This is a genomic window from Bacillus sp. AMCV2 (assembly GCF_056033925.1).
In genome coordinates this window covers 3,021,808-3,038,312 of record NZ_JBVYIB010000002.1, presented here as the reverse complement: position 1 = coordinate 3,038,312, position 16,505 = coordinate 3,021,808, and the positions used below count along the sequence as shown (strand labels likewise).

Annotated in this window: 12 protein-coding genes and 1 tRNA gene; 11 read left to right on the top strand and 2 right to left on the bottom strand. The window is 43.3% G+C overall.

Annotated elements, in window-relative coordinates:
• Nucleotides 1-94: 94 nt before the first annotated feature.
• The 8 genes from tlpA to rhaA all read left to right on the top strand — a co-directional run bounded on the left by tlpA (nt 95) and on the right by rhaA (nt 12,429).
• Nucleotides 95-2,083, top strand: coding sequence for a methyl-accepting chemotaxis protein TlpA (gene tlpA, locus AC0OMA_RS15795; protein ID WP_181220080.1), 1,989 nt, complete (start codon nt 95-97; stop codon nt 2,081-2,083).
• A 122-nt stretch (nt 2,084-2,205) separates the two neighbouring features.
• Nucleotides 2,206-4,194, top strand: coding sequence for a methyl-accepting chemotaxis protein (mcpA, locus tag AC0OMA_RS15790; RefSeq protein WP_015384482.1), 1,989 nt, complete (start codon nt 2,206-2,208; stop codon nt 4,192-4,194).
• A 113-nt stretch (nt 4,195-4,307) separates the two neighbouring features.
• Nucleotides 4,308-6,296: a methyl-accepting chemotaxis protein TlpB gene (gene tlpB / locus AC0OMA_RS15785; RefSeq protein ID WP_474222246.1), complete on the top strand. Its 1,989-nt coding sequence runs from the start codon at nt 4,308-4,310 to the stop codon at nt 6,294-6,296.
• A gap of 135 nt (nt 6,297-6,431) precedes the next feature.
• Nucleotides 6,432-8,501, top strand: a complete 2,070-nt coding sequence (locus AC0OMA_RS15780) for a bifunctional aldolase/short-chain dehydrogenase (RefSeq protein ID WP_474222245.1) — start codon at nt 6,432-6,434, stop codon at nt 8,499-8,501.
• Between the two features lie 57 nt (nt 8,502-8,558).
• Nucleotides 8,559-9,335: a rhamnose catabolism operon transcriptional regulator RhaR gene (gene rhaR / locus AC0OMA_RS15775; protein ID WP_181220077.1), complete on the top strand. Its 777-nt coding sequence runs from the start codon at nt 8,559-8,561 to the stop codon at nt 9,333-9,335.
• A gap of 4 nt (nt 9,336-9,339) precedes the next feature.
• The gene (gene rhaB / locus AC0OMA_RS15770) at nt 9,340-10,797 is read left to right on the top strand and encodes a rhamnulokinase (protein WP_100505748.1); all 1,458 of its coding nucleotides are present in this window, start codon (nt 9,340-9,342) and stop codon (nt 10,795-10,797) included.
• A 17-nt stretch (nt 10,798-10,814) separates the two neighbouring features.
• The gene (gene rhaM / locus AC0OMA_RS15765) at nt 10,815-11,129 is read left to right on the top strand and encodes an L-rhamnose mutarotase (RefSeq protein WP_015384478.1); all 315 of its coding nucleotides are present in this window, start codon (nt 10,815-10,817) and stop codon (nt 11,127-11,129) included.
• Between the two features lie 25 nt (nt 11,130-11,154).
• Nucleotides 11,155-12,429: an L-rhamnose isomerase gene (gene rhaA, locus AC0OMA_RS15760; RefSeq protein ID WP_015384477.1), complete on the top strand. Its 1,275-nt coding sequence runs from the start codon at nt 11,155-11,157 to the stop codon at nt 12,427-12,429.
• Nucleotides 12,430-12,469: 40 nt separating this feature from the next.
• Here the strand turns inward: rhaA and iolU are convergent, their stop codons facing one another.
• Nucleotides 12,470-13,456: a scyllo-inositol 2-dehydrogenase gene (gene iolU / locus AC0OMA_RS15755; protein WP_015384476.1), complete on the bottom strand. Its 987-nt coding sequence runs from the start codon at nt 13,454-13,456 to the stop codon at nt 12,470-12,472.
• A gap of 181 nt (nt 13,457-13,637) precedes the next feature.
• Between iolU and AC0OMA_RS15750 the strand changes: the two genes are divergently transcribed.
• The 3 genes from AC0OMA_RS15750 to AC0OMA_RS15740 all read left to right on the top strand — a co-directional run bounded on the left by AC0OMA_RS15750 (nt 13,638) and on the right by AC0OMA_RS15740 (nt 15,907).
• Nucleotides 13,638-14,804 (top strand): AI-2E family transporter, encoded by a 1,167-nt coding sequence (locus AC0OMA_RS15750; protein ID WP_024571881.1) that lies wholly within the window; start codon nt 13,638-13,640, stop codon nt 14,802-14,804.
• 92 nt (nt 14,805-14,896) lie between these two features.
• Nucleotides 14,897-15,727 carry an undecaprenyl-diphosphate phosphatase gene (locus tag AC0OMA_RS15745; protein ID WP_474222244.1) on the top strand — a complete coding sequence of 277 codons (831 nt, stop codon included), beginning with the start codon at nt 14,897-14,899 and terminating at the stop codon, nt 15,725-15,727.
• Between the two features lie 107 nt (nt 15,728-15,834).
• Nucleotides 15,835-15,907, top strand: a tRNA-Ala gene (locus tag AC0OMA_RS15740).
• 104 nt (nt 15,908-16,011) lie between these two features.
• On the opposite strand, the gene cdoA is transcribed toward AC0OMA_RS15740, so the two are convergent.
• The gene (gene cdoA, locus AC0OMA_RS15735) at nt 16,012-16,497 is read right to left on the bottom strand and encodes a cysteine dioxygenase (RefSeq protein WP_015384474.1); all 486 of its coding nucleotides are present in this window, start codon (nt 16,495-16,497) and stop codon (nt 16,012-16,014) included.
• Between the last annotated feature and the right edge of the window lie 8 nt (nt 16,498-16,505).

Genomic DNA, 16,505 nt, shown 5'->3' with positions numbered 1-16,505 from the left:
AACTATTTTTCATTTTTTCCTCCATTTTCAATGTAATTTAAAGGAAGATCCGCCGATATAATTTGTAAATTATTGAAAGAAGGTTCAAAAGGAAATGAAAAAAACACTCACCACTATTCGCAGATCATCAATTGCAAGGAGACTTATTATTTCTTTCCTGCTGATCTTAATTGTTCCGATAACCGCCCTTTCGGTTAGCGCTTATCAATCAGCAGTTGCCTCACTTGATGTACAGATGACGCAAAGCGCAAAGGAAAATGTTCAGATATTAGATCACATCATTGATGATAAAATCAGCACGACTGAAAAAAGCCTCGCGTATTTCAGCGATTGGGCTACAGCAGAAAAATTTCAGGATAAAAAGAAAACAGAGCTGAAACAGGAATTTAAACAATTTATCCAAATGAATGATAATGTCGCTGCGGTATTTTCCAGCAGCAAAGACGGGGAATTCACCCGTTATCCGTACGCTGACATGCCAAGTGACTTTAATGCTTTGGATCGAGATTGGTACAAAGAAGCAATGGCCAATAAAGGCAAAACAATTGTCACTGAGCCTTATGAATCGATTTCATCAGGAAAAATGGTCGTCACCATCGCCCGTCAAACGGTGGATGGATCAGGCGTTGTCGCCATTGATATGAAAATTGATGACTTAGTCACTACTGCGAAAGGAATCCATATCGGAAAAGAAGGCTATGCTTTTATCTTGAACCAAAACAAGAAAGTCATCGCCTACTCCGGAGAAAAAGCGGGAACAGAGCTAAAAGGGGACTGGGTTGATAAGCTCTACAAGGATAAGAGCGGGGACTTTGAATATACGTACAAAGGCAAAAAGAAAAAAATGGCATTTGCAACAAGCGAAACAACAGGCTGGAAAATCAGCGGCACGATGTATGCAAACGAGATTCACGATGCTGCAAGCAAGGTTCTGATCATGGCTTCAATCGTTCTGGCGATTGCCATCGCAGCTGGAATGACGGCGATTTATTTTGTGATTCGATCCATCACAAAGCCATTGAGACGCATTGTCGCATCCGCTGAAAAAATTAGTGAAGGCGATCTAACCGAAACGATTGAAATCAATTCAAAAGATGAACTCGGTGTTCTGAGCGAGAGCTTCAATCATATGGCACACTCGCTTCGCACGCTCATTCACGGGATCAAAGACTCAGTAGAACACGTTGCCTCATCGTCTGAAGAGCTGACTGCATCGGCAGACCAGACAAGCCGAGCCACTGAGCACATTACGATGGCTATTGAGCAATTTTCAAACGGCAGTGAAAGCCAAAGCGAGAAAATAGAAACGACAACCGAACAAATTAATGAAATGAATGACGGATTGGCAGAGCTGGCGCGGGCTGCAGCAGTGATTACAGAAACATCCGCAGATTCAACAGAAGTGTCAAGTAAAGGGGAGACACTCGTCCAGAAAACAGCAGGCCAAATGAACACAATTGACCATTCCGTTAAAGCAGCGGAACATGTGGTGAAAGGGCTGGAGATCAAATCAAAGGATATCACAAATATTTTGCGTGTCATCAACGGCATTGCGGATCAAACCAATCTATTGGCTTTAAATGCCGCCATTGAAGCGGCCCGAGCGGGTGAATACGGACGGGGCTTCTCAGTCGTCGCTGAGGAAGTGAGAAAGCTCGCGGTACAGTCGGCTGACTCGGCAAAAGAAATTGAATCGCTGATCAGTGAAATAGTAAAAGAAATTCACACATCACTGAACGTGCTTCAGTCCGTAAACAAAGAAGTTGAAACAGGGCTTGTCATGACGGATGAAACTAAACAGAGCTTCAAACATATATCGCAAATGACCAATCAAATTGCTTCCGAGCTGCAAAACATGAATGCGACGGTTGAGGAGCTGTCAGCGGGAGCTCAAGAAATTTCCGCAGCTTCAAATGATATCACAGCCATTTCTAAGGAAAGCTCGGATGGCATCCAAGATATCGCCGCTTCAGCTGAGGAACAGCTGGCATCCATGGAGGAGATTAGTTCATCTGCACTGACGCTTGAAAGAATGTCTGAAGAACTCCGTGATCTGACAAAACAATTTAAAGTAGATAAATAATAGGTCTAAAATACTATTTATTTATGGGAAATTAGTTACTTTTGTTAAATTTCTTCTTTTTTGCTGTATATATTTACCCATTTCCAGCCGATATGAAGGGTAGCATAAAAAAGGAGAAATGAATGATGAAAAAAATACTCCAACTCATAAAACAAAGATCAATTACACGGAAGCTTCTCGTTTCCTTTCTGTCGATCCTTATCATACCGGTTGTCATATTGGCGATCTTTGCGTATCAATCGGCTAGCAGCTCACTCGACAGACAGATGATGGGGAGCGCATTGGAAAATGTACAGCAATTAAACGAAATCATTAACACCAGCATCAGCGAAAAAGAAAACAGTGCTGATTATTTCAGCGAATGGCTGACAAAAGAGAAATACAATGCAAAAAGCAATGCAAGCATTGCAGAGAAATTCTCACAATATATCAGCCTTAACAAGGATGTAGAATCCATTTATACAAGCGACACAAAAGGACACTTTACCCGCTATCCGGATCTTCCGATGCCAAGCGGCTATAATCCGGTTGAACGCGACTGGTACAAAAAAGCGGTTGCAAATAAAGGGAAAGTTGTGATCACAGACCCTTATAAAACCGCGTCGACAAATACGATGGTTGTGACAATCGCCCAGCAGACAAAAGATGGTTCAGGCGTTATCGCAATCAACATGACGATTGAAAATCTGCTGAAAACAACCAAAAAAGTCAACATCGGCACACAAGGCTACGCATTTATCATGACGAAGGACAAAAAAGTTGTCGCTCACCCGAATGAAAAATCAGGAACAGAATTAAAAGGCGACTGGCTAGATAAGATGCTGAGTGCTGATAAAGGCGATTTTCAATACACCATGGATGGCGATAAGAAAAAAATGGCCTTTGACACAAACAAGTTGACGGGATGGAAGATCGGCGGCACCATGTATTTGGATGAAATCCATGAAGCAGCCCAGCCTGTCCTTCACCTTGCTTTAATTGTCTTGGCCGCAGCTATTATCATAGGGATTATCGTCATGACTTTGATCATTCGGTCGATTACAACACCGCTGAAACAGCTTGTCGGTTCCTCTAAGCGGATCAGCGAGGGAGATTTGACGGAAACCATTGATATCCGTTCAAAAGATGAATTGGGCGAGCTCGGCAAAAGCTTTAACAATATGGCGTCGTCACTTCGTTCTCTCATACACGCCATCCAGGATTCGGTAGATAATGTTGCCGCTTCCTCTGAGGAGCTCACTGCATCAGCTGCGCAAACGAGCAAGGCAACAGAGCACATTACATTGGCGATTGAACAATTTTCTAACGGCAATGAAAAACAAAACGAAAACATTGAAACGGCAGCAGAGCACATTTATCAAATGAATGACGGATTGACGAATATGGCTCAAGCTTCTGAAGTGATCACTGATTCATCTGTTCAATCGACAGAAATTGCAAGTGAAGGCGGTAAGCTTGTTCATCAAACCGTCGGCCAAATGAATGTCATTGACAAGTCCGTTAAAGAAGCGGAGCAAGTCGTACGCGGATTGGAAACGAAATCGAAAGATATTACAAACATTTTGCGTGTGATCAACGGCATCGCAGACCAGACGAACCTGCTTGCCTTAAACGCAGCAATTGAGGCAGCGCGCGCAGGCGAGTACGGCCGCGGCTTCTCGGTTGTAGCGGAAGAAGTAAGAAAACTGGCAGTACAGTCAGCAGATTCAGCAAAAGAGATTGAAGGATTAATCATCGAAATTGTGAAGGAAATTAATACATCTCTCGGCATGTTCCAATCTGTCAATCAAGAGGTGCAGACAGGTCTTGACATCACAGATAAAACAGAAATGAGCTTCAAACGCATTTCTGAAATGACGAACCAAATCGCCGGCGAACTGCAAAATATGAGTGCGACGGTTCAGCAGCTTTCTGCGAGCTCTGAGGAAGTTTCGGGAGCATCCGAGCACATTGCATCGATTTCAAAAGAAAGCTCAGCGCATATACAAGATATCGCGGCGTCAGCCGAAGAGCAGCTTGCTTCCATGGAAGAAATCAGCTCGTCAGCAGAAACCCTTTCCTCTATGGCGGAAGAGCTTCGCGATATGACCAAACGATTCAAAATCGAATAATAAGCCTTAACACCCAAGCTTGTTGCGCTTGGGTGTTTTTTTTAGTTTTTTTATTAAACCTTTTATCCTAGTTTGACGATATTAGATTTATCTTAAAGGAGGAGTCAACGAGAATGGGAAAATTCATACAATGGATCAAACAGCCATCGATCAGCAAACCGCTAATCGCTGCGTTTCTGGCAGTGCTTATTTTGCCGGTTGGGGTTTTAGCATATTTCAGTTATCAATCAGCTTGGAACGCGTTAGACAGAGAGCTCATAAGCAGTGCGAAGGGAAATGTTGAAGAACTAAACAGTACGCTGCAAAATAAATTAGAAGATAAAGTAAAAGCAATAGATTATTATAGTGAGACTGTCGATAAAGACATATTGCTAGGCAAAAACAAAACATTACTGAAAGAGAAATTTAAGCAGTACACGACACTTAACGACGATGTAGGCGCAATCTATGCTGCTTCAGAAGATAAGAAGCTTTATAAATATCCGGATAGCGGTGTTCCGAAAGGTTTCGATCCGACAGGACGTGACTGGTACAAACAGGCGGTTGCGGAAAAAGGACAAGCTGTTTTCTCAGAACCGTATACCGATGAAGCGACAGGAGATATCGTTGTCACAATTTCAAAACAATTAAAAGACGGTTCAGGGGTTATAGCGCTGGATTTAAACCTGGATGAAGTGCTTACTGCATCAAAAAGAATCAAAATCGGTAAAGAAGGCTTTGCATTTATTACGACAGGCAACAAAAAATATATCGCCCATCCGACCATTAAGCCAGGGACAACCGGTTCCGGCGATTGGACAAACCAAGTATATTCCAAAAAAGAAGGCTCATTTGAATATACATTCGAAGGCAAAGAAAAGAAAATGGCCTTTACGACAAATAAACTGACTGGCTGGAAAATCGCGGGCACATATTTTGTCAGTGAATTGCAAGATGCTTCAAGCCCGGTGCTGAACACTGCGGTTATCATTCTATGCGTGTCAATTGTAATCGGCGGCATACTCATACTCTATATTATCCGTGCCATCACCAAGCCGTTAAGAAAACTTGTCTCAACGTCTACAAAAATCAGCAGCGGAGATCTCACAGAAGTCATTAACATTCACTCGAAAAACGAGTTTGGCCAGCTTGGCGAAAGCTTTAATGAAATGTCTGCATCATTGCGTTCTGTAATCGGCGTTATTCAAACGTCTGTAGAAAACGTTGCTTCATCTTCTGAGGAGCTGACGGCAAGCGCAGCCCAAACAAGCAAGGCAACTGAACATATTACACTTGCCATCGAACAGTTCTCAGATGGCAACGAGGCACAAAGCGAGAAACTGGAAACAAGCTCAAATCATCTTTCTCAAATGAACGAGGGGATTTCAAAAGTGGCTCAGGCCTCTTCAACCATTACGAAATCATCGATTCAGTCCTCTGAGGCAGCGGGCAGCGGAGAAAAGCTGGTGGAGCATACAGTCGGCCAGATGAAAACAATTGACCAATCCGTTCAAAAAGCGGAAGCGGTTGTGAAGGGCCTTGAAACAAAATCGCAAGACATCACAAGCATCTTGAATGTGATTAATGGCATTGCTGATCAAACCAACCTGCTAGCATTAAATGCTGCGATTGAGGCGGCAAGAGCGGGAGAATACGGAAGAGGTTTCTCAGTAGTTGCGGAAGAGGTTAGAAAACTTGCTGTACAATCAGCAGACTCCGCCAAGGAAATTGAAGGATTAATTCAAGAGATTGTCCGGGAAATCAGCACCTCACTTTCGATGTTCCAATCCGTGAATCATGAAGTGAAAGAAGGCTTGCAGATTACGGATCAAACAGCGGAAAGCTTTAAACAAATCTATGAGATGACAACCCAAATTTCCGGCGAATTGCAAAACTTGAACGCGACGGTTGAACAACTGTCAGCCGGATCACAGGAAGTGTCAAGTGCTGTTGAAGATATTTCTGCAGTGGCGAAAGAAAGCTCAGCAGGCATTCAGGATATCGCAGCTTCGGCTGAAGAACAGCTTGCGTCTATGGAAGAAATCAGCTCTTCAGCGGAAACGTTGGCAAACATGGCGGAAGAACTTCAGGACATTACGAAGAAATTTAAAATTGAATCTTAATGAAAAAAGAAAGCGGCATATCTGCTGCTTTCTTTTTTGTTAAAAACAAAAATAAACAAAAACAATTCAAAAACAAACGGAAATCATATATAATGAAAACGGATACAAATAAAAGGGGATGGAGGAATATCAAATATGGTGAAACATATATGGGATTCAGAGCGAGCTGCACAGCTGCCTAAAGGTGTAGAGGAATTGGTGTACAGGTCCAATCTGATCGGGTCAGACCGCACTGTCTGCAACTGGGGCGGGGGGAATACATCTATGAAAACAACGGAAAAGGATTTTAGAGGCCGTGAAATAGAAGTCATGTGGGTAAAAGGAAGCGGTTCGGATTTGGCAACAATGAAAGCGCATAACTTTACCGGTTTGAAATTAGATGATATCCGCCCGCTGATTAAAAGGGACCAAATGCCAGATGAAGAAATGGTAGATTACCTGTCTCATTGTATGATAGACAGCAAACATCCCCGCCCTTCAATTGAAACGCTATTACACGCTTTTCTGCCATACAAACATGTTGATCATACCCATCCAGATGCGATTATCAGCATATGCTGTGCAGATAATGGAAAACAAATCGCTGAAGACATTTATGGAAACCGGTTTGTATGGGTGCCATACGTCCGTCCTGGATTTACTTTGTCTAAAATGATCGCTGAAGGCGTAGCAAACAATCCCCACGCCGAGCTTGTATTAATGGAGAAACACGGCTTAGTCACTTGGGGAGAGACGTCTGAAACATGTTATCAAAAAACGATATCCATCATTCAAGAAGCCGAGCAGTATATTAACGATCGTATCAATCAGCATGAGGTATTCGGAGGCAAAAGGTATCAGCCGCTGCCGGAGGATAAAAGAAAACAAATCTTGGCAGGCATCATGCCTGTGATCAGAGGAGCAGTAAGTGAAGAAAAGAAAATGATCCTTTCCTATGATGATCATGACGACGTCTTGGAATTTGTAAACAGTGTCCAAGCGCCAGCACTTTCGCAAATCGGTGCGGCATGCCCGGATCACCTTGTTCACACAAAACGGGTTCCGCTGTACATTGATTGGAATCCGGAAACTCAAGATGTGCACAAGCTTGCGGATCTGATCAAGTCAGGAGTCGAGACCTTTACATCAGAGTATCAGGCTTACTTTACACGCAATCAGCAGGATGGGGATCAAATCTTTGAATCCGCCCCGCGGGTGATATTGATTCCTGGAATTGGAATGGTGAATACAGGAAAAAGTTATGCCATGTCTAAAGTAAGCGGGGCTTTATATCGGAGGGCCATCGCCGTGATGAAAGGAGCAACCGCTCTGGGGCAATTTGTTTCTTTACATGAAAATGAATCCTACCATGTCGAATATTGGCCGCTCGAACTATATAAACTCACGCTGGCCCCGCCGGAAGCAGAATTTTCCCGAAAAGTCGCGTTGATAACTGGAGGAGCCGGCGGAATCGGCAGTGCAGCATGCCGCCGATTTGCAGCTGAGGGAGGGCACGTGATCGTAGCTGATCTGAATATAGAAGGTGCACAGAAAATTGCCGGGGAAATAAACGATGCATACGGAGAAGGACGGGCAATTGTTGTCAAAATGGATGTGACAAAGGAGGAAGACGTACAGTCAGCTTTTGAACGAGCGGCGCTTGCTTACGGCGGCATTGATATCGTCGTCAATAATGCCGGGCTGGCCACATCAAGCCCATTTGACGAAACAAGTCTAAAAGAATGGAATCTTAATATGAATGTTTTAGGAACAGGCTATTTCCTTGTAGCCCGTGAAGCGTTTAAACAGATGAAACAGCAAAATAGAGGCGGAAGCATGGTATTTGTCGGATCGAAAAATTCGGTTTATGCGGGCAAAAACGCCTCTGCCTACAGCTCTGTTAAGGCGCTTGAAACCCATTTAGCAAGATGCATCGCAGCAGAAGGTGGAGAATTCGGCATTAGGGTCAACTCCGTTTTGCCTGATGCAGTTCTTCAAGGATCGGCAATCTGGGGTTCAAGCTGGCGGGAGGAACGAGCCGCGGCGTACGGGATTGAACCAGATCAGTTGGAGGAACATTACCGGAAACGTACAGCATTGCTCGTCAATATTTACCCGGAGGATATTGCCGAAGCCATTGCATTCTTCGCTTCTTCCAAAGCCGAAAAAACAACGGGCTGCATGATTACGGTAGACGGCGGCGTCCCTGCTGCTTTTACGCGTTAGAAATATGCTAAGATAAAAAATATAAGATGGACTACGATATGAGGAAGGGCGTTACTGATGCTAGTAGCAGAACGGCAGCAAAAAATAGTGGAAATAGTGAATACGCGTTCAAGCATCCGCGTTTCCGAATTAAGTGACATATTTTCAGTCACAGAGGAAACCATTCGGCGTGATCTTGAAAAGCTTGAAAAAGAACATAAACTGAGCCGGAGCCACGGAGGAGCGGTCAGTATTCAGCAGAAGGAATCAGAAATTCATTTTTCTGAACGGGAAATCACGAATGTCATCGAAAAAAAAGCTATCGCTCACGAAGCGGCCAAATATGTAAAAAGCGGAGACCGAATCATTCTCGATGCAAGCACAACCGCCTGGTACATGGCGAAAATACTCCCAGACATTGAGCTCACCGTGATTACAAACTCAATGAAAGCAGCTATTGAACTCAGCAATAAAGAAAACATATCAGTCATTTCAACAGGCGGCATTTTGCTGGAAAAATCATTATCGTTTGCCGGCCCGTTAGCAGAGCGTTCACTTGAGACCTATCATGTCAATAAAACCTTTCTGTCATGTAAGGGATTTGACGTACACAACGGGATGAGTGATTCAAATGAGTGGCAGGCGCTGCTCAAAAAACGGATGATCGAAAGGTCGGACCAGACCATTTTGATGGCCGATTCAAGCAAATGGGGGAACCGCGAGTTTTCACATATAGCCTCGCTGCAAGATGTCAGCCGCCTAATTACGGATTCTGGACTTGATCCGGCATCGGTAAAAGCTCTTGAGGACAAAAAGGTGAAGGTGACAGCTGTTCCTCTTTCGAAGAGAGGGTGAAAGAATGATTTATACTGCCATTGATATAGGCGCATCAAGCGGGAGAATCATGGTAGGTGAACTGAATGAAGGGAAGCTTGACATACAAGAGATTCACAGGTTCGCTAACGGTTTCAGTCAAAGAGACGGGCATTGCTTTTGGGATATTGATCATTTGCTAAAACAAATCCTGCAAGGACTGCAAAAAGTAAAGACGCTTGGGTATGAACACTGCACCGTAGGCATTGATACATGGGCAGTTGATTATGTCTTACTGGACGAAAAAGGCGATCGGTTGCGGGAAGCAATCTCCTACCGTGATAGAAGAACAGATCACACAATAGACAAACTGGAACATACCCTCTCAAAAGCCGCAATTTATCAAAAAACAGGAATACAATTTCAGCCTTTCAACACGATCTATCAATTGTATGAAGAAGACCGTGAGCTGCTGAAAAAGACAGACAAAATTATGATGGTCCCTGATTATTTAGGCTATTGTTTAACCGGAAAAGCTGTAACGGAAATCACAAACGCGTCCACAACACAGCTTTTAAACGCCTCAACGGGAAATCTTGATCCTGAATTGCTTGAAGCCGTGTCCGTTCAGGAACAGCAATTTGCGCCGCTGACTGAACCGGGGTGTGAGCTCGGGAAGCTAAGAAATGAGTGGTTCCCGGATTATGATCTCCCGGCGTGCAAGGTGATGACAGTCGCAACACATGATACGGCCTCGGCCGTCATTGCGGCGCCAGGCGTACATGATGGCTGGGCGTATATCAGCAGCGGAACATGGTCGTTAATCGGGATTGAAAACAAAACACCAATAATAACTGATCTTGCTTTAGAAAACAACTATACAAATGAACGCGGCGCAAACAACACCATTCGCTTTCTCAAAAACATTATCGGCATGTGGGTGATACAAGAAGTCAGACAGCAGTTACAAGCAGATTATTCTTTTCAGCAGCTTGCAGAAGAAGCCGAAAAAACAGAACCATTCCAGCAATTTATAAACTTAAATGATAAACGATTCCTGAATCCAGAAAACATGATAAAGGAAATACAACATTATTGCAGACAAACCCGCCAAAAGACTCCTCGCACTGCAGGCGAACTTGCCTGCTGCATCTACAGCAATTTAGCCATCATCTATGCGATTGCCATCAAAGAGCTGGAAACGATCACAGAAAAACAGATTCAGCAGCTTCATATCATCGGCGGCGGAGCCCGAAATGACTTCTTAAATCAATTAACGGCAGACATGAGTGGAAAAGCGGTATATGCAGGGCCGATAGAGGCAACTGCCACCGGAAATCTTTTGATGCAAATGATTGCTGCCAAAGAAGTCAAAGACATAAAAGAAGCCCGGCAAGTCGTCAGAAATTCCTTTCCGATCAAAGTGTTTACACCTAAAGACATTGACAGAAGCACGATCATTCAGTCCTTTCAGCAAACTGTTTTGAAAGCGCTATCTCAATGATGAAGAGGTGAAAAGGTTTGAAAAGAAAAGCCAGTATCATGTTTGTACATCAAGACAAGTACGAAGAATACAAACAGCGGCATGATGACATTTGGCCTGAGATGGCCGAAGCACTCAAAGCTCATGGAGCACACCATTATTCCATTTTTCTAGACGAGGAAACAGGCAGGCTTTTTGCATATTTAGAAATAGAGGATGAAGAGAAATGGAGAAAGATGGCGGACACAGAAGTTTGCCAAAGATGGTGGAAATCGATGTCGCCATTAATGAAAACAAATTCGGATTTCAGTCCTGTTTCGGTAGATCTAAAGGAAGTTTTTTATTTGGATTAAAAAACTGATAAAGGGAGAGAGCCGTATGACCATAAAAACCAATTATGACAGTGCAAAACAGGCATATGAAAAATGGGGAATTGATGTTGAAGAGGCGCTTCGGCAATTAGAGCAAGTGCCCATTTCGATCCACTGCTGGCAGGGTGACGATATTGAAGGCTTTGAAGTAAATAAGGGCGAGCTTTCAGGCGGAATTGACGTGACCGGCAATTATCCCGGAAAAGCGCAAACTCCTGAAGAATTAAGAAGAGATTTGGAGAAGGCTCTTTCTCTCATTCCTGGAAAGCACCGCGTAAACCTGCATGCGATATACGCAGAAACAAACAGGGAAGCGGTAGAACGTGACGAATTGAAGCCGCAGCATTTTGAAAACTGGGTGAAATGGGCAAAAAAACTTGGTCTCGGTTTAGATTTTAATCCAACCTTGTTTTCGCATGAGAAAGCGGCTGACGGACTCACCCTTTCACACCCTGATCCGGACATCAGAGAATTTTGGATCAGGCATTGCATCGCGTGCCGCCGTATCGGGGAATACTTCGGGAAAGAATTAGGAACACCTTGCTTGACGAATATTTGGATTCCCGACGGCTATAAGGATATCCCGAGTGATAGGCTGACACCGCGTAAAAGACTAAAAGAATCACTGGATCGGATCTTCGCAGAGGAGATCAGTGAACAACACAATCTTGATTCAATCGAGAGCAAGCTGTTCGGGCTTGGCTCCGAATCATATGTTGTTGGATCTCATGAATTTTATTTAGCTTATGCTTTGACGAATCATAAGCTTTGTTTACTTGATACAGGCCATTTCCATCCGACTGAGACGGTATCAAACAAGATCTCGTCCATGCTGCTTTACACAGACAAGCTTGCCTTGCACGTATCTCGGCCTGTTCGTTGGGATAGCGACCATGTAGTGGTTTTGGATGATGAATTGAGAGAAATCGCTCTTGAAATTGTACGAAATCAGGCTCTTGAGAAGGTCGCCATCGGTCTGGATTTTTTCGATGCCAGCATTAACCGTGTAGCCGCCTGGACCATCGGAACGAGAAATATGATCAAAGCTTTATTGTATGCCTTGCTTCTCCCGAACGGCTATTTAAAACAATTGCAGGAAGAGGGCCGCTATACAGAAAGGCTGGCCCTGATGGAGGAATTCAAAACATATCCTTTCGGAGCCATCTGGGATTCCTACTGTGAGCAAATGGGCGTTCCGGTAAAAGAGGCATGGCTTCATGACATCAAAGAATATGAGCAACAGGTGCTTTTAAAAAGGAAGGCATCTTCTCCGATTGTCTAATAAAAAATCCGCCGCGGCATTTGCGCGCGTGCGGATTTTTTTAAGCTTGATCAGCAGGGTATATAATCCCCATTTGCTTTCTTGCTTCTTCCATAATTTTTGCGGTGGTCAAAGACCGTTCAAATGTATTCTCTTCAGATTCTTGCTTATTCTCTTTTATGAGCGTGACAAATTCTTCTGCTTCATAGAACATCGCCGGTTTAGGATCAGGAATCGAGATGTTTTCTAGGCGGCCGTCCCGGTAGCGGATTTCAACACGTTCAGGCCGGTGAATTGTATCGATTACAATCGTCCCGTCTTCACCCTGGATTTCCGCTGGGGCATAGGAAGTAGAGATTTTGGAATGCATCAGAACGGCTTCGAACCCGTCGTAAGACAGAATGACAGTTCCTTCTCCATCCACTCCGGAAGATAAAGCATATCCGTTTGCTTTTACATCCTTTGGCTCGCCAAACAACACAACAGCCGGATAAATACAATAGACGCCAATATCCATTAATGACCCATTGGAAAGCTCAGGCTGAAACGCATTCAAAACAGTTCCGCTTCTGAACGCGTCATACCGTGAGGAATACTGGCAGTAGCTTGCGGTAAATCTGCGGACAGTACCGATTTTATGCAGGTGTTTTTTCAGCTCTTTGAAATTCGGCAGGAAAGTGGTCTTCATTGCTTCCATGAGAACAACGCCGTTTGCCTTAGCCGCTGAGATCATCTCTTCTGTTTCTTTTGTATTCGAAGCAAACGGCTTCTCACAAAGCACATGCTTGCCATGGTTCATAAAGAGAACGGCTTGTTCCTTATGAAGAGCGTTCGGGCTCGCTATGTATACGGCATCAAAGCAATCGCTCGCCGCCATTTCCTGAAGGTCTGAGAAGGCATGCGCAGCGTTGTGTTTAGCAGCAAACTCGGCAGCGCGTTCAGCCGATCTTGAATAAACAGCAGTCAGCTGAAAATCTTCGATATCCGCTGCTGACTCAAGAAAGCGGTCTGTAATCCAGTTGGTTCCTATTATTGCAAAACGTATCACTCGTATCGCTCCTTTTGTATGATATAGCTAAATTATAGCTTAAAAAGAACAAAATCACATGATAGATATAAATAGAATGTTAAAACCGTGAAAGCTTTTCCAGCAATTAACGGTTTTTATTTTTCATTATAGGGACGATAGTGTACAATTTAATTAAACTATGTATGACGGAGGAACGATAGTGGAGACGTTGCAAACATGGAGCGGCAGATTCAAGCGATTCTTCTTGGACAATAAGTTTGTTTTATTTTTGCTTGTGCTGCTGCTGATTGGTTTAAATATTCTAGTATTTACAAAAACATCATTTATTTTCACCCCGATTATTGTTTTGCTCAAAACGATATCACTTCCGATTATTTTGACAGGCATTGTTTTTTATCTGTTAAACCCGGTCGTCGATTTCCTTGAGAGAAGAAGAATAAGAAGAATCTATTCTATTTTACTGTTGTATCTATTGATTATCGGGCTGATCACGATCACAATCGTGTCCATCATTCCCTTTTTAAAAGAACAAATTATGAGTTTAATCGACAACATCCCAAGATATGTGGATATCGTTGAAAATCAGACGAAACAGCTGATCGGTAGCAACTTCGTCAATCAGGCCCAGCAAACGACGAACATCAATATATCTGATCTCGCAACAAAGGTTTCAGATCAGGCAGCGACAATTGTGAACAGTACCTTTACCGGCGTTGGGAATTTTATCGGCGCCCTGACTGAGATTATCATTTCAATCGTTACGGTTCCGTTTATCCTTTTCTATTTGTTAAAGGACGGAAAAAAATTGCCGGTCTACATACTGAAGTTTGTTCCGACGCAATTGAAAGAACAGACATACACAGTCTTAAGCGAAATGAATCATCGGTTAAGCTCTTATATCAGAGGCCAGATCATTGTCAGCTTCTGTATCGGGTTTTTGCTGTTTATCGGTTATTTGATTATCGGGCTGGATTATGCTTCATTGCTAGCCGTCATTGCGGCTTGTACTAGCATCGTTCCATATTTAGGGCCAACGATTGCCATTACGCCTGCGATTATCATTGCCATAGTGACATCGCCGCTCATGCTGCTTAAATTGGTGATCGTTTGGACCATTGTTCAGCTGATTGAAGGGAAGCTGATCTCTCCGCAAATTATGGGAAAAAACCTTCACATCCACCCTATCACAATTATTTTTCTGCTGTTAACAGCTGGCAAACTGTTTGGCGTTGTTGGAATCATTCTTGCCATTCCGGGCTATGCAGTTGCCAAAGTCATTACGACACATTTATTTGACTGGTTTAAAATGCGGTCACATTTATACGACGAAGAAAAAAATGAAAATACGCCGGGTCATAAAGTGTGATTTTCGTTTATAGTTATATAAGACGGGCTTTCCATTTATGGAAAGCTCCCGTTATGTAAAAAAATAAATGTCTAATGGGGAGAATCAAAATCATGACTCTATGGGAATTGTTTGTAGCCGCCATTTTAGGAATCGTAGAAGGATTAACAGAGTACGCGCCGGTTTCTTCGACAGGACATATGATTATAGTAGACGACATCTGGCTTAAATCAAGTAATCTGATGTCAGAAGAAGCTGCTAACTCATTCAAGGTGGTTATTCAGCTAGGCTCCATTTTAGCAGTAGCTATCGTGTTTAAAGACCGAATTTTAAACTTACTCGGCTTGAAAAAAAACATTACAAGCGACCAGGAGCAGGGACATAAACTAAGCATTGCCCAAATTGCCGTCGGACTCGTGCCTGCAGCTGTTCTCGGCTTTTTGTTTGAAGATTACATTGATGAATATTTATTTTCTGTCAAAACTGTGGCCATCGGTTTAATTGCCGGGGCAATCCTGATGCTTTTTGCTGACTGGGTCAATAAGCGGAAAACAGCGACAGACACTCTCGACCGCATTTCCTATAAACAGGCGATAGCAGTTGGCTTATTCCAATGTCTTGCCCTTTGGCCGGGTTTCTCGCGTTCGGGTTCAACCATTTCCGGCGGTGTTATTCTCGGATTAAACCACCGAGCGGCAGCCGACTTTACGTTTATTATGGCGATGCCGATCATGATGGAAGCCAGCTTTCTAAGCCTCGTGAAGCATTGGGACAGCTTAAGCTCGGATCTGATGCCATTTTTCATCGTCGGCTTTATCTGTGCCTTTGTGGTCGCACTGTTTGTCGTCCGTTTCTTCTTAAGGCTGATTAACAAAATCAAACTTGTCCCATTTGCAATCTATCGAATTATTCTCGGTGTGATTTTACTTTTGATCATGATGTAAGTCGAAAAATAAGGCTCTTTTCCGAGCCTTATTTTTTCTGTCAATTCGAGAGGAAACAGCTTGTTTTTCAAAAAAAAATCATCTATAATAAACATGACGTTACATACGGGGCCATAGCTCAGCTGGGAGAGCGCTACGCTGGCAGCGTAGAGGTCAGGGGTTCGAGCCCCCTTGGCTCCATACCTTTAAACCCTTATTCTATAAGGGTTTTTTGTTTTGAGGAAAAGGTTCATTCTCTGAATCCTACAGTTGAGCGAAGTCAAAGTGAGCAGTTTATCTGTCAATCATGAATTTTTCAATACCTCCTTTTGTTCCTCAAAGACCGTCATGTCTTCCAAAGGGGGGGAGTAGACATGAAGAGACACCATTCGTTCGGATGTCGGATTGGACATTTTGTGAATTAAACCTTTGGTTGAAATAAGGCATTCTCCTTCGTGGACAAAGTATGAATTGGAGAGTTCTGCGTGTTCGCCGGCTGAGCGATAAATAGAATTAAGAAGCTTTCCTTCTAGCACCATTGCACAACCAATGGATTGACCATGATCGTGTACTGTCGTCTCCTTGTTTGGCGGAATGTTAATCACGATAATTTCCAATTCATTATTTCGATAGATGGCATTTCGGCCGTAAGCGTACTGGTCTGGTTCCTTAATATACGGTTGACTCAATTTTGCTGCGTTTGGAATTTGTTTTAAAGATGTTGCTAAATCTTTAACCGATGGATTTTTTAAGCCGCTAAAAATGTCTTGGATACACTCATACAGTTCCATTCGTTTTT

Bases quoted from the DNA above. Each gene is read 5' to 3' on its own strand.
- rhaR (WP_181220077.1), top strand. From the start codon at position 8,559: ATGCTAGTAGCAGAACGGCAGCAAAAAATAGTGGAAATAGTGAATACG.
- tlpA (WP_181220080.1), top strand. From the start codon at position 95: ATGAAAAAAACACTCACCACTATTCGCAGATCATCAATTGCAAGGAGA.
- rhaA (WP_015384477.1), top strand. From the start codon at position 11,155: ATGACCATAAAAACCAATTATGACAGTGCAAAACAGGCATATGAAAAA.
- rhaB (WP_100505748.1), top strand. From the start codon at position 9,340: ATGATTTATACTGCCATTGATATAGGCGCATCAAGCGGGAGAATCATG.
- cdoA (WP_015384474.1), bottom strand. From the start codon at position 16,497: ATGGAACTGTATGAGTGTATCCAAGACATTTTTAGCGGCTTAAAAAAT.
- tlpB (WP_474222246.1), top strand. From the start codon at position 4,308: ATGGGAAAATTCATACAATGGATCAAACAGCCATCGATCAGCAAACCG.
- AC0OMA_RS15745 (WP_474222244.1), top strand. From the start codon at position 14,897: ATGACTCTATGGGAATTGTTTGTAGCCGCCATTTTAGGAATCGTAGAA.
- mcpA (WP_015384482.1), top strand. From the start codon at position 2,206: ATGATGAAAAAAATACTCCAACTCATAAAACAAAGATCAATTACACGG.
- AC0OMA_RS15780 (WP_474222245.1), top strand. From the start codon at position 6,432: ATGGTGAAACATATATGGGATTCAGAGCGAGCTGCACAGCTGCCTAAA.